This window comes from Micromonospora sp. NPDC049230, assembly GCF_040647875.1.
Classification (GTDB): Bacteria; Actinomycetota; Actinomycetes; order Mycobacteriales; family Micromonosporaceae; genus Micromonospora.
Map to the genome: position 1 here is coordinate 1 of NZ_JBEZCZ010000057.1, position 22,705 is coordinate 22,705.

Annotated in this window: 18 protein-coding genes; all 18 read right to left on the reverse strand. The window is 72.8% G+C overall.

Annotated features, from left to right (window positions below):
• Window positions 1-90: 90 nt before the first annotated feature.
• Window positions 91-1,014, reverse strand: a complete 924-nt coding sequence (locus tag AB0A95_RS31570) for a glycosyltransferase family 2 protein (protein ID WP_357559385.1) — start codon at window positions 1,012-1,014, stop codon at window positions 91-93.
• Window positions 1,011-1,580, reverse strand: a complete 570-nt coding sequence (locus AB0A95_RS31575; protein WP_357559407.1) for a glycosyltransferase — start codon at window positions 1,578-1,580, stop codon at window positions 1,011-1,013. The genes AB0A95_RS31570 and AB0A95_RS31575 overlap by 4 nt, the downstream gene beginning before the upstream one ends.
• 98 nt (window positions 1,581-1,678) lie before the next feature.
• Window positions 1,679-2,158, reverse strand: a complete 480-nt coding sequence (locus AB0A95_RS31580) for a UDP-N-acetylglucosamine--LPS N-acetylglucosamine transferase (protein WP_357559386.1) — start codon at window positions 2,156-2,158, stop codon at window positions 1,679-1,681.
• 213 nt (window positions 2,159-2,371) lie between these two features.
• Complete coding sequence (locus AB0A95_RS31585; protein ID WP_357559387.1) at window positions 2,372-3,634, reverse strand: hypothetical protein; 1,263 nt, start codon at window positions 3,632-3,634, stop codon at window positions 2,372-2,374.
• The gene (locus AB0A95_RS31590; protein ID WP_357559408.1) at window positions 3,631-4,533 is read right to left on the reverse strand and encodes a sulfotransferase domain-containing protein; all 903 of its coding nucleotides are present in this window, start codon (window positions 4,531-4,533) and stop codon (window positions 3,631-3,633) included. The genes AB0A95_RS31585 and AB0A95_RS31590 overlap by 4 nt, the downstream gene beginning before the upstream one ends.
• A gap of 8 nt (window positions 4,534-4,541) precedes the next feature.
• A complete protein-coding gene (locus tag AB0A95_RS31595) occupies window positions 4,542-6,170 on the reverse strand; it encodes a lipopolysaccharide biosynthesis protein (protein WP_357559388.1) in 1,629 nt (542 codons plus the stop codon).
• Window positions 6,167-7,459 carry an O-antigen ligase family protein gene (locus AB0A95_RS31600; RefSeq protein ID WP_357559409.1) on the reverse strand — a complete coding sequence of 431 codons (1,293 nt, stop codon included), beginning with the start codon at window positions 7,457-7,459 and terminating at the stop codon, window positions 6,167-6,169. Before AB0A95_RS31600 ends, AB0A95_RS31595 begins: the two co-directional genes overlap by 4 nt.
• A gap of 68 nt (window positions 7,460-7,527) precedes the next feature.
• Window positions 7,528-9,126 (reverse strand): lipopolysaccharide biosynthesis protein, encoded by a 1,599-nt coding sequence (locus tag AB0A95_RS31605; protein WP_357559389.1) that lies wholly within the window; start codon window positions 9,124-9,126, stop codon window positions 7,528-7,530.
• A complete protein-coding gene (locus AB0A95_RS31610; RefSeq protein WP_357559390.1) occupies window positions 9,119-9,646 on the reverse strand; it encodes a DapH/DapD/GlmU-related protein in 528 nt (175 codons plus the stop codon). The genes AB0A95_RS31605 and AB0A95_RS31610 overlap by 8 nt, the downstream gene beginning before the upstream one ends.
• Window positions 9,647-9,765: 119 nt before the next feature.
• The gene (locus tag AB0A95_RS31615) at window positions 9,766-11,703 is read right to left on the reverse strand and encodes a hypothetical protein (protein WP_357559410.1); all 1,938 of its coding nucleotides are present in this window, start codon (window positions 11,701-11,703) and stop codon (window positions 9,766-9,768) included.
• A gap of 223 nt (window positions 11,704-11,926) precedes the next feature.
• Window positions 11,927-13,630: a glycosyl hydrolase gene (locus tag AB0A95_RS31620; RefSeq protein ID WP_357559391.1), complete on the reverse strand. Its 1,704-nt coding sequence runs from the start codon at window positions 13,628-13,630 to the stop codon at window positions 11,927-11,929.
• Window positions 13,631-13,727: 97 nt separating this feature from the next.
• Window positions 13,728-14,573: a shikimate dehydrogenase gene (locus tag AB0A95_RS31625; protein WP_357559392.1), complete on the reverse strand. Its 846-nt coding sequence runs from the start codon at window positions 14,571-14,573 to the stop codon at window positions 13,728-13,730.
• 50 nt (window positions 14,574-14,623) lie between these two features.
• Window positions 14,624-15,817: an endolytic transglycosylase MltG gene (gene mltG, locus AB0A95_RS31630; protein WP_357559393.1), complete on the reverse strand. Its 1,194-nt coding sequence runs from the start codon at window positions 15,815-15,817 to the stop codon at window positions 14,624-14,626.
• A complete protein-coding gene (ruvX, locus tag AB0A95_RS31635) occupies window positions 15,817-16,275 on the reverse strand; it encodes a Holliday junction resolvase RuvX (protein WP_357559394.1) in 459 nt (152 codons plus the stop codon). Before ruvX ends, mltG begins: the two co-directional genes overlap by 1 nt.
• 72 nt (window positions 16,276-16,347) lie before the next feature.
• A complete protein-coding gene (alaS, locus tag AB0A95_RS31640; protein WP_357559395.1) occupies window positions 16,348-19,026 on the reverse strand; it encodes an alanine--tRNA ligase in 2,679 nt (892 codons plus the stop codon).
• The gene (locus tag AB0A95_RS31645) at window positions 19,023-19,328 is read right to left on the reverse strand and encodes a hypothetical protein (protein ID WP_357559396.1); all 306 of its coding nucleotides are present in this window, start codon (window positions 19,326-19,328) and stop codon (window positions 19,023-19,025) included. Before AB0A95_RS31645 ends, alaS begins: the two co-directional genes overlap by 4 nt.
• 29 nt (window positions 19,329-19,357) lie before the next feature.
• Window positions 19,358-19,822: a DUF948 domain-containing protein gene (locus AB0A95_RS31650; protein ID WP_357069285.1), complete on the reverse strand. Its 465-nt coding sequence runs from the start codon at window positions 19,820-19,822 to the stop codon at window positions 19,358-19,360.
• A gap of 149 nt (window positions 19,823-19,971) precedes the next feature.
• The gene (locus AB0A95_RS31655; protein ID WP_357559411.1) at window positions 19,972-20,661 is read right to left on the reverse strand and encodes a hypothetical protein; all 690 of its coding nucleotides are present in this window, start codon (window positions 20,659-20,661) and stop codon (window positions 19,972-19,974) included.
• Window positions 20,662-22,705: the final 2,044 nt, after the last annotated feature.

Consider the following 22,705-nt stretch of genomic DNA (forward strand, 5'->3'; position numbering starts at 1 on the left):
ACACCCCACTCTACCCCCCCCCCCCCCTCTTCCGATCGGGGCCCCCCCCGGCGGCCGCCGGTGCCCGGTCGACCGGGCACCGGCGGCAGGTCAGATCCCCCGGCCCCGCTTGTGCAGGGTGCGCAGCACCGCGTCGGCCCGGACCACCCGACCGGCGACGGCGAGGGCCAGATAGGCGCGCGGCTCGCGAGGATTGCTCCGCAGGGTGCGCCGGGCCCACCGCAGCGCGCCCCGACGGTCGCCGGACGCGGCCTGGGCGAACGCGATCTGCCCGGTCACCCGGGCCGCACCGGCCGGTTGACTGTCGAACTCGGGGTAGCGCCGCAGCAGCCACTGCAACGCCTCGGAGATGGTGTCCCAGCGCTGCGAGAAGTACGAGCGCTTGTGCCAGCGCACCAGCACCGAGGGTGTCCGCAGGTTGATCAGCGGCGCGCTGCGCGCGGCCCGGAGCAGGAACTCGTAGTCCTCCGCGTAACTGCCCGGGATCTCCTCGTCGACGAGCCCGAACCCGTCCCGCAGCGCGCTGGCGCGCATCAGGAAGGTCGACGGGTGCAGCTCCGTCAACCTGTCGCGCAGCAGGTCGTCCAGGGTGATCCGGTCCTTGTCCAGCACCCGGTCGACGGTGTGCCCGTCGTAGCTGACCCGGATGCCGCAACAGACGAACTCGGCCGCCGGGTCGGCGGCCAACGCGTCGACCTGCACGGCCAGCTTGCCGGCCAGCCACTCGTCGTCGTCGTCACAGAACGCGACAAGCTCACCCTCGCTGGCGAGGGTGCCGCTGTTGCGGGCGCCGGCCAACCCCGGGGTGCGGGTGTTGCCGATCACCCGCACCACGCGGGTCGGCCCGTCGCCCAGCTCGCTCAGCGACTCGTCCGGCACGGACCTGTCGAACACCACCACGACCTCGATCCGGCCCGGGTACTCCTGCGCCAGGATCGCGCGCACCGCGGACCGCAGCAGCTCGGGGCGGTCCCGGGTGGGCACCACGACGCTGACGCTCGGCTGGTGGGTCATCGGATCTCCTTCGCACCCCGGCGCGGCCGGGACCAGGCCCGCAGCCGGTGTGGGCGCGGGGTCGAGCGGGCCACCAGCTCGTCGACGATCCGCCCGACCCGGGCCACCGCCGCCCGTCGTGCCTCGTGCGCCGCCGGGTCGGCGGCCACCGCGTACCGGGACGGGTCGGCCAACCCGTCGGCCAACGCGCCGTGCAGCGCCTCCCGGGTCTCGCAGAGGGCCACCAGGCCGGCGGCGCCGAGCCGGCGGGCGAAGAGGAGCTGGTGGTCGTCGACGTGCTCACCGCGGGCCGGGTCGCGGGGCACCACGATGGGCAGGTGGCCGTGCCGGCGTGCCTCCAGGATCGTCGCCGGGCCGCCGTGGCAGACCACCAGGTCGGCCTCGTCCATCGCCTGTTGCAGCGCGTCGTGACCGAGGAACGCCACCGCGCCGGGCAGTTGCGGAGCGGTGGTGTGCCCGTGTTGCAGCGTCAGCCCGATCGGGTCGCCCGCCTGCTGGTGCCACTGCGCCAGCCAGTCGACGAGCCGGTCGAAGGGGTGCTTGTCGGTGCCGACGGCGACCAGCAGCCGGATCTGGCCGGCCGGCGTGTCGCGCTGGCGCGGCAGTCGGGCCTGCTCGTCGGTCGACGGGGGCTGTGGACGCCGGGCGGTGCCGGCCTCCCCGGTCACAGGAGCGTCCCGACGACTGTCGCCTCGGGATACTGCCGGCGCTGCTCGTCCCACTGCACGAGCATCGCGGACAGGAACGGCCGGCAGAGCCGAGCGGTCAACGTCGGCGTGTCGATCCGGTCGTACACCTCGATGTAGACGGTCGGGATGCGCCACAGCCGGGCCAGCACCACGAACGGCACCGCCACCCCGGCGCCGGTGGTGACCACCGCGGCGACCCGCCGTGCCCGCAGCACCCGCCAGGCCAGCAGCGCGTTGCGCAACAGGTTCGGTACGTTGCGGGTGGTCGGGTGGTGCGCGGGCACCAGATCCTCGCCGGTCAGCAGGGACACTGCCTCCGGCGTGTCGAAGGTGACCCAGCAGCGCCGCCACTGTTCGTACCAGGGCCGCAGGGCTAGTAGTTGGGCCAGGTGGCCACCGCTGGAGCCGACCAGCAGGAGCACTGGCGCGGCATCGTCGTCGTTCTTCGTGTCCACGCGACTCCCCACAAGTTCGCTTGGAATTCCAGTTCACGCCACGCAGAAGCAGATCACACGTTCTGTGGTCGTTGAATAGCGTGATCGGACGAGGCATCGATCTCCATGTCGGACGGTCGTGCACGTCGAACGTCCGAACCTTCATCGATCTTTATCACCACCTGCGTTTTCGTCGTCACTCTGCGACGCCACCGGCACCGCGATTCCTCCGGATCAGCCGCTATGTCTTTTCTCGATGACGTCCAAGAGTGCGGGATGCAGCGCGGCGTTCCAGCCCGCGCCCGCGTCCGCCAGCCGCCAGGTCCGCAACCACATCTCCACCAGGTACGCGTCGGCGACCAGCCGGCGCTGTGCCGCGCCGAGGCCGAGTCGCTCGCCGTACCGGTCCAGGTACGCGTCGACGGCCGACGCCGCGACGGCCGCCGACTCGCCCCGCAGCACCAGGGCTCGTTGGAACGCGTCGTGCGCCAGGTCGAAGCCGACCGGCACGTCCGCCCCGCTGTGCTCCCAGTCCCAGGCGACCAACCCGCCGTCGTGCCGGCCCAGGTTCCACGGCACCCAGTCACCGTGCCAGTGGCCGAACTCGACACCCGTGTCGCCGTGCCGGCGAGCCAGCGCGGCGACCGCGGCGACCGCCCGCGCGCCGCTCTCCCCGGCCGCGGCGGCCCGGTCGGCCTGCCCGGCCAGCCGGGACAGGAAGCTCGACCCGGCCAGCGCTCGGGGCGGGTCGGCCGGGCCGCCGCGCCGGGCGACAGCGAGCAGCGCCGCGACCCGGGGGGCGTCGTCAACGGGCACACCGCGTACCGCCGGTGGCAACGGCTCGATCACCGCGACCACCTGACCCGCCCACGTCGTCTCGGTGAGCAGCCTCGGCGGCGTCGGGTGGTCGGCGACGCCGGCCACCGCGCCCAACGCCCGCAGCGCCGCCGCCTCGGCGGTGACAAGCGCGCGGGTCGCGTCGTTCCAGCCGATCTTCGCGTAGCCGCGCGGACGACCGTCGGCGCTGAAGAGTTGCAGGGTGGGCTTGACGTTCGGGTCGGGTGGTCGGACCCCGCACGCGGCCAGCAGCGGCGTGCCGCCCAACTCGGCAGCGAGTCGCTCGGTCAGCAGCAACTCCGCGGCCACCGCCCCGACGGGCACCGAGACGGTCAACGTCGGAAAGGGCGCGAGCCCCACCGCACCGAACCGGGCCAGCCCGCCGAGCACCGCCCGCAACGCGCGCACCTTCGGTGGTCGCAGGGCGTTGTACGCCAGCAGCGACGCCGCCCCGGCCGCGGGCGCGCCCAACGGCACCAGGAACCGGGCCCGGGCGACCGACGGCACCACCGCGTACCGGGCCACCGCCTGGTGGCCGGGCGGTGCGCCACCGCCCACGCTCAGGTGCACCCGCTCGTCCGGGAAGACCGCGCGGCTCACCCAGCCCAGACCGTCCACCCGCGACCGCGGGTCCGTCGCCGGGCCGACCCGCGTCGTCACGCCGGCCGGTCCGCCCAGTCGAGGTCCAGCCCGAGCCGCTGGCGCAGCGCGTCGTTGTACGGCCGGTAGTAGTCGGTCAGCTCCGCGCGCACCGCCGGCTCCAGCGGCGCCGAACGCCGATCGTTGTAGACCTTGAAGTCCGGCAGGTCGTACGCTGGCAACCCGAGGAAGTCGAGGGTGCGCCGGTAGGTCGCGCGGGAGTCCCGGTAGAGGTCCTCACTGGGCAGGAAGAGGATCTGCCGCCTGTCGAAACGCTCCAACCACGGCTCCAGGTGCTCCAGGTAGCGCCCCCGGGCCCGGTACGTGTACCAGTCGTACGCCTCGCTGAACGACTCCGGCTCGGCGATCAACCGCTCCCGCTCCCCCGCCGTCCGCTCCGGCTCGGCGGCCAACGCGTCGGCGAAGTCCAACGGCTCGATGCCGTGCGTGCGGCGCTCCTTCCAGTGCGAGTACGCCCGCTCCACCGGGTCGCGCAGGAGCACGATCAGCTTCACCGCCGGCAGCAGCGCGGCGACGCGCTCGGCGGCGAGCGGGTGGAACATGTACAGCGGTGCGGCCTCACCGACCCGGACCGGCCCGCCGTGCCGCTTGGACAGGGCGTCGCGGTGGCGCTGGGTCGGGAAGTGCGAGCGGTACCACGCCTCGCCGCGCCCCCAGTGCTCCTCGAAGTAGTGCGCCGACTTGGTGTTCCAGGCCGGAAAGAGGCGGGGCACCAGCGGGTGCTGGATGAGGTAGTTCCACAGGGAGGTGGTGCCGCCCCGTTTCGTGCCGATGATCAGGAAGTCCGGCAGGGGCCGCCGGTCACTCGTGCGGACCCCGTAGTCCACAAGGGACTCCTTCACCCGCACTGTCACCTGGGTCGGGACCAACTGCTTGACCCGGTCACGGATGGACGCCACGACGGACCTCACCTGCCTCTCGTCGATACCGGGTCGGGGTCGGCGGCCACGGCCGCGTCGTCCCGTCCACGGACCTGCCTCATGGTCCCCCGGATGCCGGCGCGCACCCGGGGCAACGTCAACATGCCGACGCAGCCGGCCAGCAGCACCCCCAACGCCACCGCCAGGCCGGGCAGGCCGCGCCCGCCCGCCAGCACACCGGCGCCGGCGGCCAGGCCCACCCCGGCGGCCGTGGCCGCCGCGGCACGCACCGTCGCGGCGTCGAACAGCGGCTCCCGGACCACCGACCGGGCGAACCCGGCGGCGGTGAGGTTCTCGGTGGCGATGCCCGCGGCCCAGGCCACCGCCGCGCCCGTGGCGCCGTGACCGGGAATCAGCCACAGACCCAGCGAGACGGTCACCGTCAACCCGGCCACGGTGGCCACCAGGTGCAGACCGCTGCGGCCACCCATCAGCAGCAGGCTCTGCACGTTGCCGACCCCGGTGTTGACGAGCATCGCCAGCGCGAGCACGGTCATCGCCGGCACACCGGCGGTGAACTCCGGCCCGAACAGCTGGAGGAAGGCCAACGCGAACACCGCCAGCAGCAGGTACACCGGCCAGGACAGCACCAGACCCCAGATGGTCAGCTGCCGGTGCACGGCCGCCGCCGCGGCCCGCTCGCCGCGCCCGAGCAGCCGGGACAACTGCGGCGACACCGCCACCCGCAGCCCCTGCATGGCGAGCTGGCCGGCCAACACGTACCGGCCGACCGCGCCGAACACCCCGGCGTCCGCCGGCCCGGCCAACACCGAGGTGAGCAGCACACCCACCCACATGCTGCCCGCGTCGATGGCCGCCGACGCGGCCCGGGGCAACGCGAAGCGCCAGAACGTCGACCAGTCGCTCGGGCTCGGCCGCAGCGTCGCGCCCCGGCCCAGCCCGAGCGGACCGGCCACCAGGACGAGGCAGACCAGCAGCGCCAACGCCGCCGGCACCAACCAGCCGGTCATGCCGGCGAGCAGACCTCCGCCGGCCAGCGCGGCCGCGCCGACCAGCACCGGCCGGGCGACCGGCAGCAGGAGGAACTGCACCCCGACGTACGCCCGGATGGACCGCACACAGCGCAACGCGGCCAGCAGGAGGGTCATGGCGACCACCACCGGCACCGCCGCGAACGTGACGGTGAGCAGCGCGTCGGCGGCCGCACCGGAGCCCCGCAGCAGCCGGGGCGCGAGCGCGTCGGCGGCCAGCACGCCGGCGCCGGCGACCAGGAACCCGGCCACCAGCGGCGGGATCAGCGCCACCGGAAGCACCCGGGCGGCGTCCCCGCGCACGCCGGCGGTGCGGCGGGGCAGTGCCCACATCAGGCCGGTCTCCGCGCCGAGCGTGCAGATCGCGGTGGCCACGGTGACCACCCCGATCGCCGCGAAGAACGCGCCAGCGCCAGCCGTGCCGTACCCCCGGGTGATCACCACGGCCAGCACGAAGCCGAACAGGCCGCTGGTGGCCGCGCCGAGCAGCCCGGCCACGCCACTGCGCGCGCTGCGTCGGGTCTCGGTCGCGCCCGTGTCGGTGGCCGCGACCGGCTGGTCCGGACCGGCGGGCACCGGCGGCGGCTGCTCCGGGTCGGCCGGCGGCCGGGTCGCGGCGGTCATGCCGGCACCGCCACGGCTGGCGGCGGCCACCCGGCCACCCGGGGCGGCCCGGTGGCGCGTTCCCGCTCGGTGAGCGCCATCGCGAAGGCGACAGCGAAGAACGCGACAGCCAGATTCTGGTTGGCCATGCCGTAGAACGGGATCTGCACCAGGCAGACCACCGGCACGACCGCCAGCCACTGCCCGGCCGCCGAGGTCGCCCGCGCGCAGATCACCGCGGCGGCGACGAACCAGCCGAGGAAACAGACGAGCGCTGGTACGCCATGGCTGAACAGCACCATCCAGAGCTGCCCCTGGGTGCCGATCGGCGCGTCCGCCGACACGGTGTCGACGTTCACCGGCGCCCCGTAGCCCAACCACGGTGACTCCTGCACCCGGCGGATCACCTCGGTGTAGAGCGAGAGCCGGTCGGTGTTGGTGTCGCTGGAGTCGACCCGTTTGTTGATCAGCTCGGTGATGGGAATGAACAGCGTGGCCAACGCGCCGATCACCACCACGCCGACGATGGACGCGGCCACCCGGACGTTGCCGCGCAGGCTGGCCCGCAGCCCGAGCACCGCCAGCCCGGCGCCGAGGCTGAGGAACATCGCACGGTTGAGCGTGAGGAACGCCGGCGCGAGCGACAGCGGCAACGACGCGAGGAGCGCCCAGCGCAGGAAACCCCGCCGGCGCAGCATCGTGTAGGCCACCACGCAGGGCAGGGTCATCGCGTACGCGCTGCCGTAGTTGTTGGTGTACGCGAACGGCGCGGCCGGCCGGTAGATCGGGTTGAGCGACCGGGCGCTGTACTCGGCGGTGGTCAGGTGCACCATGTCCTGGATGAACGGGGTGCGGGCCACCCCGGCGGGCAGCAGCACCTCCATCGGGGTGGCCATGGCCAGCCGGGGCACCAGCACCCCGAGCCAGCCGAGCGCCACCAGCGCGAACCAGAACGCGCAGAGCGGGCTGAGCACCGCCACCAGGCTCGCGCGTTCCCGGGCGGCGACGTAGACGTAGACGCCGACCACCAGCGCGGTCAGGTAGAACGCCAGGCGCAGGGCGAACGTCAGCAGCGAGGCGGGCGACGGCAGTTGGGTGGCGCTGACCACCACGATGGCGAGGAACAGCAGCCAGATCCCGGCGGCCGGTGGCAGCGGCACCCGACCCCGGGTGAGCAGCAGCACGAGCAGCAACGCACCCAGCAGCGGCCAACCGAGGTAGAACGCGCCGAACAGCCACCAGAGCGGCACCAGGCCGAACATCAACGACAGGGGCCACAGCGGCAGCCGGGGCGGAACGGGCGGTGGCACCGCGGTGACGGCGACGGGAGCGCCGCCGGGCGGCGGGTCGGTCGCCGGGGCGCGGGTGACCGACACGCTCAGGCCCGGCCGTTTCGGGTGAGCACGAAGCCCAGCGGGGTGACCCCGGCGGCGCGCAGCCGCTCCACCAGGCGTCGCAGGTCGCTCTGCCGGGTGCGGTCGCGCTCGACGATCACCACCGCGCTGCCCTGCCGGGCGACGGCGACGCCGCGCTCGTCGGACTCCGCCGGTGGGGCGTTGAACAGCACCAGGCCGTGGTCCGCGCCCTGTCGCCAGGTGCCGAACCGGACGCTGCCCACACCGACGCTCACCTCGTCCGGGTCGACGACCCGACCGTTGTCCGGGCGAGCGGGCGACACCCGGGGAATCGTCAGGGTGGCGTCCGCGTCGGTGGACGGGCGGGCGCCGGGCGGATGCGGGGAGGGCCGGCGCGGGGCCGCGGCCTCCCCGCCAGCCGTGGCAGTGGGAGGGCTGCCGGCCGGGCGGGGCTTGGGCACCAGCGGTCGGGACGGATCGATGGGCAACCGCCCCCGGTCGGCGAGCACAGTGGCGCGCAACCGGTCGGCGCGCCCGCTGTCGTCGGCGACGAAGACGTCGCGGCCGTCGGCGGCGAGCGCCACCGCGAGCCCGGCGGTGAGCGCGGTGGCATCCTCCCGGGTGCTGAGCAGCGCCACCCGCGCGGGTGGACGGACCCGCTCGGCGACCGCCATCGCCACGTACCGGACGTCGGCGTCGACCGCCCGGGGGCTGCCCCGCAACGCCGGCCGACGCACGGTGCCGAGCAGCGGCAGACCGCTGGCGTCGCGGCCGTCGGCGACCGAGCGGACCCTCCGGTCGGTCGACTCCCAGGCGTAGGCGAGCACGATGCCGATCAGCGCGCCACCGAGCAGGCCGGCAACCAGGTAGAGCGGCCGGTGCCCGGCGGAGGTGACGAGTGACTTCTCGGCGGTCTGGGTCACCCAGCCGGGATTGACGTCGACAGCGGCGATCTCGGTACGCGCGGAGTTGAGCTGGGTGAGCTGGTTGTTGATCCCGGCCAGCTCGGCCACCACCGCGTCGCCGGCGGCGGTGCCCTTGACGGTGCTGGCCCGCTTCTGTAGGGCGGCCTGCTGGGCGGCGACCTTGGTGATGCTGGCGTCGTAGGAGCGCAGCATCTCGGCGCGCTGCTGCTCGTACATGGCGCGTCGCACGTCGAGGTAGGCCTGGGCGGCCAGGTTGGCGCTCTGCACGGCCCGTTGCGCGTCGCCCGCCTGGTAGGTGAACCGCAGGATCTGCCCACCGGTGGGCACCTCGACCTCCAGCGCGCCGCGGACGTCGCGCGGGTGCCCGCCGGCCGCGTCGGCGAGCCGCTGCACGACCTCGGTGCCGGTGGCGATGCCGCTCTCCACGTTCATGTTGACCGCCCGGTCGGCACCCGCACCGCTGGGCGTGAACGCGTCGGTCACCACCGGCCGGACCGCCACCACGGCGTTCGCGGTCACCGCCGCCGGCACCAGCAGCACGTAGCCGAGTGCGGCGAGCAGACCGACCAGGGCCGCCGCGCCGACCAGCCGCAACCGGTGCATCGGCACCCGCAGCAGGTCGGTCAGTGTCACGGTGCCCGGGGTCGCGGCGGACGGGCCGCCCGTGGGCCAGGAGCCAGAGGTCGCATCAGTCATGGAACTTCTTCACCGTCTGTTGAGGATTGCCGACGACCACGACGCCGGGTGGGACGTCCGCGCGGACCACCGTGGCCGCGCCCACGACGCTGTCCCGGCCGACCCGCACACCCTTGAGTACCAGGGCGTGCGCACCCACCCACACGTTGTCCTCCAGGACGATCGGGGCGCGGGTGGCCGGGCCGGGCGGTGCGTGCCGTTGCGCGGGCGGCAGGTTGTGGAAGTCGTTGTCGAGAAGTTCACAATCCGACAGGAGGCACCGGTCCCCCACTGTCACCGATGTCCAGGTGCCGATCCAGGTGGCGTTGAGCAGACAGTCGGCACCGACGCGTACCTCACCGGGGCCCGCGAAGCGGACGAGCTTGTTGATGCGGGTGCGGTCGCCGATGGTCACCCGCACGCCACGGCGCAGCCGGATCCGCCCACGGATCTCCACGTCCCGGCCGAGCGTCAACCGCCGGTAGCGGACCCTGTACCACACACGTTTGACCGCGAAGACCAGACGCACGGCGCGTCTCATCCGGATGCCAGCGGCGCCGAGCAACGAGCCTCCCCCACGTCACGGGGCCGGTGGCGGTGGTGCCCGCCACCGGCCCAACGTGAACAATCTACCGACGCTCCGTTACGAACGCTCGACCATCACTGTACGGAGAAGAACGTCGATGGGGTGGACCAGGACAACTCGGCCGTCGCGGCGCTGATGACGGTAGCCGCCGCGCCATCGACCGCCATGCTCGCCGCGAACGTCGGGTCGAACGGCGCACTACGCAGGGCGCCGTCGGTGCCACCGTAGACGATCCGACCGCCCACCCAGGCCATGCCACGCACTCCGGACCAGGTCACCCCGGTGGTCGGCAGGACGAACTCGGTGGCGCCGAGGTAGTTGCCGTCGATCTCGAAGTAGCGGTAGTAGAGATTGTTGGCCCCGGTGCGGGTGTAGTAGAGCCGACCGTCGAGGAAGAAGGCGCCGGTCAACACCGCCGGGTTGTACCAGTCGTTGTAGCCGGACGCCTCCCACGGCGAGCCGATCGCGCCGCCGTTGAACAGCGAGACGTCGATCCGGCTGCCGGTGGGCGTGCCGGCCACCGTGTGCGACCAGTAGATCCGGTCGTTCACCCGCCACGTCGCGCCGGCCTCCGTGTAGGCGGGCTGGCTCACCGTGGCCGGGGTGCCCAGCGCGGTGCCGTCGAACGGCACCTTCGCCAGCGTGCCCGCGCCGGTGTTCACGTAGAGGTTGCCGGTGGTGGCCGACGGCGGGTTCATCGGGGCGAAGGTACGCCCGCCGGCGAGCGGGAACATGCCGAGCCGGCCGTGGTACTCCTCGCCCATGCCGTCGGAGTTGTGCCCGAAGTACAGGCCGTCCGAGCCCCGCCAGAGCACCGGCACCGCCGAGCCCCAACTGCTGGTGCCCGAGGGCATCGAGGCGCCGCCGCTGCGACGCGGATTCCAGTTGACCGGCATCCCGGTGGCCGGGGTGACGGCGGCGATACCGAGCCGGTCCACCGCGCCCGGGCCGGCGACGTCACTGGCGTTCGGGTTGTTCATCCAGCGGAAGTGCCCACCCAGGTAGATGACGTTGTCCGCCACCTCGACCGAGGTGATGGTGTCGTTGCCGGTGAAGTCGGCCCAGGTGGCGACGAGGCCGCTGCCCCGCGCCCCGGTCTCGAAGCGGACCAGGACGTCGCAGTACGCGGTCGGCCAGCCGCCGCCACCGTTGCTGCCGACGACGAACCAGCTGCCGTCCTCGCCGAACTTCACGTCCTGCACGTAGTGCACGAAGGTCGACGGCGACGCGCAGGGCGACGAGTATTTCTCGGTGCTCCAGTCGAGCAGCGTGGGCGTCGCGGAGACGTCCACGAGCGCGATCTGGTTGCGCGTCAGGCCGTTGACGAGCGTGAAGTTGCCACCGACGACAAGCGTGTTGCCGTCCGGTGCGACGTCGAGGGTCCAGACGTACGACGTGGTGCCGTGCCGCCCCACAGTGGCGTCGATGACGAAGCTCGGGTCGATCGCGCCGGTGGTCGCGTTGAGCCGGCCGAGGCCGGCGTGTGCGGTGCCGTTGAGCCAGTTGAACGCGCCGGCCACGTACAGCCAGTTGCCGTGCAGCGCCAGGTCACGGACCGTGCCGCCGTCGGAGCGCCCGACCCAGCTGTCGATGATCGCGCCGGTGGCCGGGTCGAGTGCGACAAGGTTCCTGCGGGCGACCCCGTTGACGTTCTTGAAGGTGCCGCCGGCGATCAGCGTGCCGCCGGGACCGGCGACGAGCGTGTTGACCGCACCGTCGAGCACCGGCAGGAACGTGGTGGACATGGTGCCGGTGATCCGGTCGTACGCGAAGAGGTAGCGCTGCGTGACCCACGCGGAGCCGGCGGTCTGCCGGATCTGGGTGAAGCTGCCGCCGACGAAGACCGTGTTGCCCACCTGCGCGAAGGCACGGGTCTCACCGTCTCGCGCGTGCGGCGTCACGTCGGCGGGGTTGGCCGAGACCAGGGTCGCCGTCACCGGGACCGGAACCACCGCGGCCGACGCGTTGGTGGGTACGCCTGGAACTGCGGCGACGATCGCCAACGCGACCATCCCCGCGCTGGTACGACGTCGACCTGCGAAACGCCACAAGTGCGAGAGTTTGGGCACGCTGCGCCTCCAAGATGGATGAGAACCCGAGGTAGCGTGCCTCGTCCAGCTTGGTCAACGAAATCCGCCGATTGGGCGGTGCATGAATCCGCTAGCCGACAGAACGCCGCCGGATCGGATGTCCGACCCCGCTGCGCGGCGTTCTGTCACTGGCGTGAGTCAGTCGTCAGCGGCTCCCCCCGGTAGGCTGACGCAGGTACGGGTCCTGCCCGGCCTTCGCGAAGCCGGCCACCGCCGCGGCGTCGTGGTTCATCGTCATGTCGCAGGTCGCCGTGCGGCTGGTCATGCCCGCCGAGTTGAAGTAGATGGCGGCCTTGATCTTCGGGTGCTCCTTCAGCGCGGCCGGAAACTCCTGGAACCAGCGCTGCTTGGCGCCCGGGTCGGCGGCGTTGAAGTTGGTGCCGAACTCGGCGAGCATCCGGGGCTTGCCGGCGCCGATGCCGCTGTCGTCCAACCAGTCGTAGAAGCCGCCCACCGTCGTGCTCGGGCTCTTCCACACCGTGCTGCCGTTGCAGACGTGGAAGTTGTACGGGTCGTAGCCGATCCAGTCGACGTAGCGGTCACCGGGGTACAGGCCGGCGTAGCGGGAGTAGTGGCCGGACCAGCCCATCATCGTCCAGACCCAGACCGCGTTCGTCGCGCCGGCCTTGGCGAACCGCTCGTAGACGTAGCGCCAGGCGCGGACGAAGTCGGCGTCGCTGCCCTTGTTCGGCTCGTCCTCCGGCTCGTGGTCGAAGCCCATGAAGACCGGCACGCCCGCCGCGCGGATGCGGCCCGCCACCGCGTCGATGGTCCCGTCCTGCCGACCACTGTAGACATCCGACCACTTCAGCGTGGTGCCGGCGGAGAAGTCCCGGGACTCCCAGGCGAAGAACATCAACCGGCCCTCGCGCATCTGCTGCGTCTCGTACGCGTCCGGGAAGGCGCCGTTGCTGCCGGCGTTGGAGAAGTCGTGGTAGCGGTGCACGATGTCGAACTTGCGCCCGACCTGCGCCTCCACATTGGTGACGGCCTTGCCGTGATCCCAGCCACCACCCGCCCCGGCCGGCGAGTACATGCCCCACCAGGCGCCGCAGGACGGGACGAGCTTGTCCGACACGGACCCACACCGACCGGACGGCAGGGTGCCGCTCGCACTCGGCGTCGCCGTCCGGCTCGGAGCGGTGGTGGCCGACGGCTTCGGCGCGGCGGTGGTCGGCGCGGCGCTCGGCGGCGGCGGCGCGGGCTTGGTGGTCGTCACCGGCGACGGCTTGGTGCCGATGTCGTAGCTGATCAGCAGGTTGGGGCGCAGGTCCGGGTTACGGTTGTCGACCGACGCCCAGTAGACCCGACTCTCCAGGCCGGTCTGGGCCAGCGCGACAGTCCAGGTGCCGTTGCCGGTGACCAGCTTGGAGACGTCCCACTCGTTGAAGCCCTTGGACACACCCGTCACGCTGTCCAGTACGGCACCGGCAGTCGCCAGCGGCGGCCGCGACTCGCGGGCGCTCAGCGGTGAGGCGTGCGCCGTCACCGTGGCGGGAAACTGCTGCCAGGCGTGCACCCGCAACGTCGCCCGGACGTTGACCGCGGCGGCCGGCACCGTGGTCACCGCGAACTCGATGACCGCCTCGCGGCCACCGCGCGGATTGCCGTCGCAGCGCGTCGCGCAGGTCGCCAGCGTCGTCTTGGTCGCGTTGTCGCCGTCCTGCGTCACCGCCGTCGCGGTGGTGTCGGCCGCCGCCCGGATCGACAGGTCGTCGCTGGCCAGGATCGGCATCATGGTCGCCACGATGCCGGCCACCACCGATCCGCCGACCACGCCGATGGCGATCGCCTTACGCCGGGGGGTGGAGCGGAACCGGGTGATGCGGTGCAGTCCGTGCCTGGTCAAGGAAACTCCCTGTGTCTGCGGCCGTAACGGGGAGCAGCGTATCCATGACCAGGGCACAACGCAGAGAGGACAGTTTCCCGTAAGCGCGTCTTAACCGTCAGCTAAAGAACGCCGCCTTGGTGGCCCGTCGCACCGCTTCCCGCATCGCCTCGACCGGCGCGGTCACGCCGGTGAACTGCTCGAACTGCCCGACCGCCTGGGCCAGCAGGAGGTCCAGGCCGGACACCACCCGCAGGCCGGCCGCGGCGGCGGAGGCGGCCAGCGGGGTGGGCCACGGATCGTAGAGCGCGTCGAAGAACACCGCGCCCGACCGCCAGGCCACCGCGTCGGCCAACGGATCGGCGACTCCCTTCGGCACTGTGGAGACCGCCACGTCGGCGGCGGCGAGGTGGCGGCACGCGTCGGCCCAGTCGGCGGGAACCAGCGCGACACCGAGCGCGTCCGCCACCGGCCGTAGCTCATCGATCGCCGCCGACCGGCGGGCCACCACCGTGACCGAGGTGCCGGCCAGCCGCGCGGCGGCGGCCAGCGCGGCGCGGGCCGTGCCACCCGCGCCGAGCACCGTCACGGCGGCACCGGGGAGCACACCGGCGTCGGTGAGCACCTGAACCATGCCGGCGACGTCGGTGTTGTCCGCGTACCAGGAGCCGCCCGGACGGCGTACCAACGTGTTGGCCGCACCGACGGCGACGGCGACCGGCGACGCGGCGTCGGCCACGGCGAGCGCCGCCTCCTTGCCCGGCATGGTCACCGACAGGCCGGCCCACTCCGGGCCCAGGCCGGCGACCAGATCCGGCAGCTCCGCGGCCGCGCACTCGATCCGGGTGTACGACCACCCGGTCAGCCCGGCGGCGGCGAACCCGGCGTTGTGGATCACCGGGGAGAGGGAGTGCGCGATCGGCGTGCCCAGCACCGCGGCCCTACGGGTCGACACGACCACCACCGGTTGTCGTCACTTTCTGCCCTCTCGCGTGTGCGCCGGATCGGCTGCCGTCAGATGATGCCGGCTTCCCGGGCCTTGGCCTCGTTGCGCTGGTGCTGCTCGTACGTCTCGGCGAACGCCGAGTGGCCCTGCTTGTCGATGGCCACGAAGTAGAGCCACTTGCCCGGCGGCGGGTCCATCGCCCCTTCCAGGGCCTGCTTGCCGGGGCTGTTGATCGGGGTCGGGATCATTCCCGGCAGCTTGCGGTTGTACGGGTTCTTCGGGTCGTCCATCTCGGCCGCCGTCATCTGCTTGGACGACTTGGTCGGCTTGCCGATCGACTCCAGGTAGTAGTTGACAGTGACGTCCATCTCCAGGCAGTTGCAGAAGAACTCGCCGTACACCCGGTTGTAGGCCACCCGGGCGACCTTGCCCAGGTCGTCGGCGTTGCCCGCCTCGGCCTGGGCCAGCGACGCCACGATCAGCGCCTCGTACGGGCTGACCTTGCGCTTCTCCTGCACCGTGTCGGCGAACTTCATCTCCCCGGTCACCGAGAGGAAGCGGCTCACCATCAGCTTGAGGATGCTCTCGGCGGTGGACTTCGGCGGGATCTCGTAGGTGTCCGGAAAGAGGAATCCCTCGACGGACTTGACGACCTTCTTGCCGTCCTCGCGCTTGAACCACCAGTCCGGGACGCCGAGCGCCTCCGGGTCCTTCGCGGCGGTCTGGAAGTCCTTCACCGGGATCTTGGTCTTCTCGGAGAGCAGCTTGTAGATGTTCAGGCTGGTGCGACCCTCGGGGATCGTCAACCCGTTGACGATCTTGTTCTTCAGGTCGAGCATCGCGGTGACGGCGCTCGCGCCGCTCATCTGTTTACGCAGCTTGTAGGTGCCCGGCTGGATGTTCTTGCTGCGGGAGTTGGCCTCGGCCGCCTCGATGAACGCCTTCTGGCTCTTCACCACGTCGGCCGTGACGAGGGCATCGGCCATGTCGGCCAGCAGCGCACCGTTCTTGATCTCGACGGTGATCTCATCGGAACCGGCACCCTCGTAGTCGGGGGTGACGAAGTAGTTCTGGATGCGGTCGAAGCCGTAGTACGCACCACCGCCGATCGTGCCCAACAGGACCAGGGCCATCAGCAGAGCCAGGAACGTCTTGCCCCGGCCACCGCCGGACCCGCCGTTGCGCTTGCGGAAGCTGCGCCGGTGCCGGCCCTTCTCCCCCCGCTCCGCCTCGTCGAACCCAAGGTCCAGATCGTCGATCATTACGTCCGCCTCCGCTGCGCGTCCAGCCAGCTCTGCAGGATCTCCACTGCGGCCGCCTGATCGACAACCGCACGTTGACGTTTACCTCGGACGCCACGCTCGGCAAGCCTACGAGAAGCGACCACCGTCGACATCCTCTCGTCGGTGAGCGTTACCGGAACGGGCGCTATCACATCGACCAGTCGGTCAGCGTACGCCTTCACATGGACAGCGGCCGGGCCGTGCTTACCGGCGAGATTGACCGGAAGGCCGACGACCACCCCGACGGCCTCGTGCTCGGCCACCAGCGCGGCCAGCTCGGCGAGATCGCTCGGCACCGCATCCGGCGCGGCCGTGAGGTCCCGGGCCAGTGTGACAAGTGGCGTGGCCAGAATTCCGTCCGGGTCGGAACGGGAAATTCCCACCCGCACCTGACCGACGTCCACCCCGATCCGCACACCGCGTATCAACTCAGCCACCGACGGTCACCGCCGGGACCCAACGAGCCAGGGCGGACCAAATGGTCCGCCCTGGCCGACAATGCTCGTCCATCACGCCTCGGAGATCGCCTTCTCAACGGTGAGCAGCAGGGTCGGCGCCTCGGCAGCGGGCAGGCCACCGCCCTGGGCCAGGTCGGGGCTGCCACCCCCACGCCCGGAGAACGCCGCCTTCACCAGCTCCGACGCGGCCAGGCCCCGGCCGCGCGCGGCCGCGTTGACCGCCACCACCAGAGACGCCTTGCCGTTCGACCGGGCCGCCACCGCGACCACCGCCGGCCGCGCCGGGTCGATCTTGCCCCGGATCTCCTGGGCGAGGGTCCGCACGTCGTTACCGGCCGCGCCCTCCGGCGCCTCGGTGCCCACGTACGCGACCCCGCGCACATCCTTGGCCTGCGCCGCGAGCGCGGACGCCCCGCCCAGCACCAACTGGGCGCGCAGCTTCTCCAGCTCCTTCTCCGCGTCCCGAAGCTGGGTGACCGTCTGTTCCACCCGGTCGGCGACCTGGTCGTTGGGCACCCGGTACAGCTCGGCCAGCCGGGAGACCAGCAGGTGCTCCTTGGCCAGGAAGCCGAAGGCGTCCATGCCAACCAGCGCCTCGACCCGGCGGACGCCGGAACCGATCGACGACTCGGAGAGGATCTTCACGAGGCCGAGCTGGGCCGAGCGGGCCACGTGCGTGCCGCCGCACAGCTCCCGGGCGTAGTCGCCCACCTCGACGACCCGCACCTCCTCGCCGTACTTCTCACCGAAGAGCGCCATCGCGCCGATCCGCCGCGCCTCGTCCAGCGAGGTGATGAAGGCGTGCACCTCCAGGTCGGCCAGCAGCACCTCGTTGACCTGCTGTTCCACGTCATGCAGAACGCTCGGCGACACCCCGGTCGGGGTGTTGAAGTCGAACCGGAGGCGGCCGGGCGCGTTCAGCGAACCCGCCTGCGTGGCCGACTCACCGAGGAAGTTCCGCATGGTCTGGTGCACCAGGTGGGTGGCGGTGTGCGACCGGGAGATCGCCCGCCGCCGCGTCGTGTCGATCTCGGCGTAACCCGCCTCGCCGGCACGCACCTCACCGCGGATCACCCGGGCCCGGTGCACGATCAGGCCGGGCACCGGCTGCTGCACGTCGAGCACCTCGACCTGCCCGCCGCCGACGGTGATCATGCCCTGGTCGGGCTGCTGGCCACCACCCTCGGCGTAGAACGGTGTCATGTCGAGCACCAGCTCGATGGTGTCGCCCTCGGTCGCCGCCTGCCGTGGGCCGTCGGCGCCGAGCAGCGCCCGCACCGTCGACTCGCGGGCCACCTCGCTGTACCCGGTGAACGTCACCGGGCCACCCGAGTCGAGCACCGACCGGTACGCCGACAGGTCGGTGTGACCGGTCTTGCGCGCCTGCGCGTCCGCCTTCGCCCGGGTCCGCTGGTCGGCCATCAGTCGGCGGAAACCCTCGTCGTCGACGGTGAGGCCCTGCTCCGCGGCGATCTCCAGGGTCAGGTCGATCGGGAAGCCGTACGTGTCGTGCAGCTGGAACGCCTTCGCCCCGGACAGCGCGGAGCCGCCCGCGGTGCGGGTCTCGGCGATCGCGGTGTCCAGGATCGTCGTGCCGGCACGCAGGGTGGACAGGAACGCCTCCTCCTCCGCGTACGCGTAGTCCGCGATCCGGTCGAAGTCGGTCGCCAGCTCCGGGTACGACGGGGACATGCAGTCCCGTGCCACCGGCAGCAGCTCGGGCAGCGCCCGGTCCTGCCAGCCGAGCAGCCGGATCGACCGGATCGCCCGGCGCATGATGCGGCGCAGCACGTAACCGCGACCCTCGTTGGACGGCGTCACACCGTCACCGATCAGCATCAGCGCGGTCCGGACGTGGTCGGCGATCACCCGCAGCCGCACGTCGTCCGGGTGCGACTCGCTGGCCACGTGGCCGGAGTGCGCGCCGTACCGCTTACCGGTCAGCTCCGCCGCCCGCGCCAGGATCGGCCGAACCTCGTCGATCTCGTACAGGTTGTCGACGCCTTGCAGGATCGAGGCCATCCGCTCCAGGCCCATGCCGGTGTCGATGTTCTTCGCCGGCAGGTCACCCAGGATCGGGTAGTCCTCCTTGGTGGTGCCCGGACCCCGCTCGAACTGCATGAAGACGAGGTTCCAGTACTCCATGTACCGGTCCTCGTCGACCGCCGGGCCGCCCTCGCGGCCGTACTCCGGGCCCCGGTCGTAGAACAGCTCCGACGACGGACCGCACGGCCCGGGGATGCCCATCGACCAGAAGTTGTCCGCCTTGCCCCGGCGGACGATCCGCTCGGCCGGCACGCCCACCGACCGCCAGATCTCGTACGCCTCGTCGTCGTCGAGGTAGATCGTCGGCCAGATCCGCTCCGGATCCAGTCCGTAACCACCCTCGGCGATCGGCTTCGTGGACAGCTCCCAGGCCAGCGGGATCGCACCGGCCTTGAAGTAGTCACCGAAGGAGAAGTTGCCGTTCATCTGGAAGAACGTGCCGTGCCGGCTGGTCTTGCCGACCTCGTCGATGTCCGGTGTGCGGATGCACTTCTGCACGCTGACCGCCCGCTGGTAGGCGGGAGTCTGCTGACCGAGGAAGTACGGAACGAACTGCACCATGCCGGCGTTGACGAACAGCAGGTTCGGGTCGCTGATGGCGGGCAGCGGAGCGGACGGCACCACGGTGTGGCCATTCGCCTCGAAGTGCGCGAGGTACCGCCGCTTGATCTCCGCCGTCTTCATCGCTGGTGTTCCTCCGGAAAGATGTCTCGATCGCCGATGCGCGGGTCTTCCCGCAGGTCGGCGAACTGATCGTCGAACGCCTCGCCCTGGGCGAACGCGTGGTGGATCTCCTGCTCGCGTTCGGCCATCCCGACCCGGACGTCCTCCACGAAACTACGCAGCGACTCGACGAGCCCGCCAGCGGATTCCGTCAGCGAGCTGGCGATGCCGGCCGGCGTGTACGCCTGGGCGGTCCGGGTCGCCTTGCGGACCACGATCACACCGACGGCCACCCCGATGCCGAGCCAGAACAAGCGCCTCATGTCTCGCTACCTCCTGGTACGCCGGCCGGTCAGCTGTTGCCGCGCCGCGCGGCCCGTCGCTGCTGCTTGATGGTGTCGCGGACCTCGCGCTCGGTCTCGGCGTGCCGGCGACCGGCGGCGGCCTTGCGCACGCCGTAACCAAACGCGGCCACCTTCACCAGCGGGTTCGCGGCCGCGGCGGAGACCACGGTGGCCAGGTTGGCGACGTTGGCGGTGACGTTCTGCGCGTGGCTGGTCATCGTGTCGACCTTCGCCAGCTGGAGGTTCACGCCGTCGAGCGAGGTCTGCACCTGCTCCAGCGCGGTGTTGACGTTCTTCACAGTGGTGTTCACGTCACCGAGCAGCGGCCCGGTCCGATCGTTCAGGTCGTTGATCATCCGGGTGGTGGCATCCACCGTGTGCCGCAGCCGCAGGATGGGCAGCGTCAGGATGAGCACCAGCACCGCGAACGCGCTCGCCGCGATCAGCGCCGCGATGGCTGCAATGTCGCCCACGCCTGTCCTCCTCAAGCAGAGTTCCGCAGGACCCGACGTCCTCGGAACGCAGAACCATGGCACCCGTGCCGGCCGCCGAGCCGTCGGCGGTCACCGGCAGCGGGCGAGCCCGCCAGCCCCAGACCCTACCGTCCGTGATGGAGACCGGCTCACGACGGTGAGGGTGTCAGCTCACCCAGTGGGTCCCCGCTGACCGTCGGGAACGGGTCCTCTCCGGTCAGTGACGGGTCGGTGGTCGGCTGCGGCCTGGTCCGCTCGTCGTCGATCGCGTTGCGCACCTTCACCGACACCAACGAGCCGGTGCACGTCGCCGCGGCGGCCGACGGTTCGGTGGACGGCACGACGGCCGGCTCACCGTCGACCGGCGGCGGTACGCAGGTCGGCTCGCGGACCCACAGGTCGAGTGTCAACTCGTCGCGACGCCAGCAGGTGTAGCTGCCCTTCGTCTTCTGTTCCGGGCAGCGGCTCACCTTCCACGGCTGCCAGCCGTCCTGGCGCAGCGCGTCCTCGTAGACCCGCGCCGTGTCCTCTGGCGACTTCTCCGAGGTGACGGTGCGCTCCCGCAGCCGGCAGTCGAGCAGGCACCATCGGCTGCCGCTGACGTCGTCGACCGTCTTGGCGGCGGCCCAGCCGGGCACGTTGAGTTGATCCAGGTTGTCGAAGACCGGGTCACGGCTCAGCGTCCGGATGCCGAAGAAGAGCGGCACCGCGCCGAGCAGCACGACGCTCACCAGCACCAGCACCGCCGCCCGGAGGCGACGGCGTTCGCGCGACTGCCGGCGTACCTCGGATCGGGCACCGGGCGCGTCGTCGGGCGTGTCCTGGCCGGCCGAGCGCAGCGCGGGCCCGCCGGACGGCTCCGGTGTCGGGTGGTCCGCCGGCCCGGACGGGGGCGGCACGGCGACGGCGACACGGGCCACACCGACGGGCTCGCCGGAGCGGCCAGGCGGCGGTGGCACCGGGGCGACCCCGCTCGGCTCGGCGCGGCCGGGCTCCCGGTGCGGAGGCAGGGCACGCCCGGCGGCGCGGTCGGCGGGGGTGGCTCGCCCGGCCGCGGCGCCACCACGCGCCGGTGCGCCGGGACCGGCACCGGGCTCACCGTGCGTGCGATCGTCGGCGAGGGGCGGTTGCGCGCCGCCGGGTGGCCGGACGGCGGCACGAGCCGGACCGTCGGGGCGCGAACGCGGCGGGCCGTCCACACCCGCTGCGGCGGTGGCACGAACCGGGCCGTCCACGCCCGGTGCACCGGCAGCACGAGCCGTGCCGTCCGGACGGGGGGTCGCCTCGGCACCCGGGGCGGGGCGGGGCGGACCGTCGGCGCCACGGCGCGCGGCGTCCGGGACCGGTGCGCCAGCCTGGACGGGCCGGGCCCGGCCGGGCGGGGTGGAGCGGGCGGGCGGGGCGGAGCGGGCGGGCGGGGCGGAGCGGGCGGCGCCCCGAACCGGCACGGCGGGATCGGCGCCGGGCGCGGGTCGTGCGCCGGCGTAGGTGCCGTCGCCGCGGTCGTTCACCGGCCCGGGTCGACCCGGGCCGTCCGGGCCTGGCTCGGCTGCCGGCCGGCGTCGTCGGCCGGTCGGGTCGGAGGTGGGCGGGGCGTCCGGGCCGGGCACGGCAACCGCACGGGCGCGCCCGCCGGTCGGATCCCCAACGGGCGTCGCGGCGTCTCGGCCACGGGCACGCCGATCGGCGGAGGTCGGCGGAGGGGGCAGAGCCTGTTCACCGGTGGTGCTCGGCCCGTCGGGTCGGACGGCACGGCGACCGGTCGGTGCGTCCGCACCGGGGTCAGCCGGCGGGCCGGCGGGCCGGCGGGCGGCGGTGCGCTCCGCGGCCGGGTCGGGCACGCCGAGGCGACCGGAGGCGTGGTCGACGAGTTCGCCGGTACCGGTGCCCGGTGCCGGACGCCGATCCGCGGCCGGCGGGGGGCCACCGCGGCGGTTGACCACCGGCAGGCCGGGGTCGGTGTGTGGCAGGCGGCCGGCCTGGCGCAGCCAGTCGGCGGGCCGTTCGGGGCGGTCGGTCCGGGGTTCACCGGCGGCCGGCGGCCGACGCTCGGGCTCAGCGGAGGCGGCCCGGCGGCGACCGGTGCCGTCGGGCGGCCCGATGGTGGGCGTGGCACCGCTGTGACCACCGGAGGCCGCGGGCACCTGCGGCGCGTTGCCCGACAGGGGCACCGCGGACTCGTCGGGTTCGGCGGCACGGCGGCGGCCGCCGGCTGCCGGACGGGACCGGTCGACGGGACGACGATCGGTGGGCTCCGGGGCTCCCGGGTCGACCGGGCCTGGGCGACGTCGCGCGGTACGCGGGTCGCGGTCGATGGCGGGGTCGGGCCGCAGGCCCTCCGTGGCCGGCGGCACGGCACCGGCCGGTGGGCCGTCCACGCGGGCCGCGCCGGAGGCGACCGGTGGCCCGCCGACGCGGGTCGGATCGGGAGCCGCCGTGACGCGTCGGCCAGCGGGCATTCCGTCGGCCGGCGGCAGTGGACGACCGGGCTCGGCGGCGTCCGGCCCCGGCTTGCGGCCTGGTGAGACGGCGTCCGGCCCCGGCCGGCGACCGGGCTCGGCGGTATCCGGGCCCGGCCGGCGGGCTGGTGGGACGGCCTCCGGACGGCGCAGCGGCGGCATCGCGTCCGGGTGCCCGCCGGCTGCGGCAGCATCCGGGCGACGACCCGGGGGAACAGCGGCGTCCGGGCGGCGACCGGTCGGGGCGCCCGAGGGCGGTGGGCCCACGGGTGGGCCGGGGGGAACCGTCGTCGGGCGGGACCGGGCCGGTCCGCCGGGTGCGTCGGCAGTCGGGCGGGGCACGGGCTGGCTGGTCGGGTCGCCGCCACCCGGGCGGGCGGCGGGCGGCCCCGGCGGTACGGCGGCACGGGCACCGGCTGCCGGC